The sequence below is a fragment of the bacterium genome (assembly GCA_020440705.1).
Taxonomy (GTDB): Bacteria; Krumholzibacteriota; Krumholzibacteriia; order LZORAL124-64-63; family LZORAL124-64-63; genus JAGRNP01.
The window spans coordinates 1-516 of sequence record JAGRNP010000399.1 but is presented as its reverse complement, the minus strand read 5'-3'; the positions used below and the strand labels follow the sequence as shown (position 1 = coordinate 516).

The window sequence follows — 516 nt, the reverse complement described above, 5'->3', positions numbered from 1 at the left end:
GGGGCGTTCTCGTTCCTGGCCGAGTCCCTGCGGGACGACGACGGGCGTGTCGGCCTGGGACTGAAGGTGGGCGGAACGACCCGGGCGGCGCGGCTCGGGCTCGATCTTTCCCGCCGCCGCTGAAGGCGTGCCAGAGGCGGCGAAAAAGGGCACCCGGTCGCCTTGACAAACGGAAGACCAGATAGTACCGTGCGTTACCGCTGAGCGGTTGGCGTCCCCTCGCCCAGGCCAGATGCGGCTGATGTCGCGCCTCGGGAGGGCTAGCCTAATTGGTAAGGCAGCGGTCTTGAAAACCGCCGGGCGCGAGCCCTTGGGGGTTCGAATCCCTCGCCCTCCGCCAGAACCAGGGAGAGGTGGCCGAGTGGCTGAAGGCGCACGCCTGCTAAGCGTGTGTGGGGAAACTCACCGAGGGTTCGAATCCCTCCCTCTCCGCCACTTCCTCGTCGGCACCGACCCGGCGACCGAGCACGAAATCGTGCGCCCATAGCTCAACTGGATAGAGCATCTGACTACGGA

Annotated in this window: 2 tRNA genes; both read left to right on the top strand. The window is 66.5% G+C overall.

What is annotated here, in order from left to right:
- The first annotated feature begins 254 nt into the window (after positions 1 to 254).
- Positions 255 to 340: transfer RNA gene (locus KDM41_19005), tRNA-Ser, on the top strand.
- Between the two features lie 7 nt (positions 341 to 347).
- Positions 348 to 435 (top strand) — tRNA-Ser (locus tag KDM41_19000).
- Positions 436 to 516: the final 81 nt, after the last annotated feature.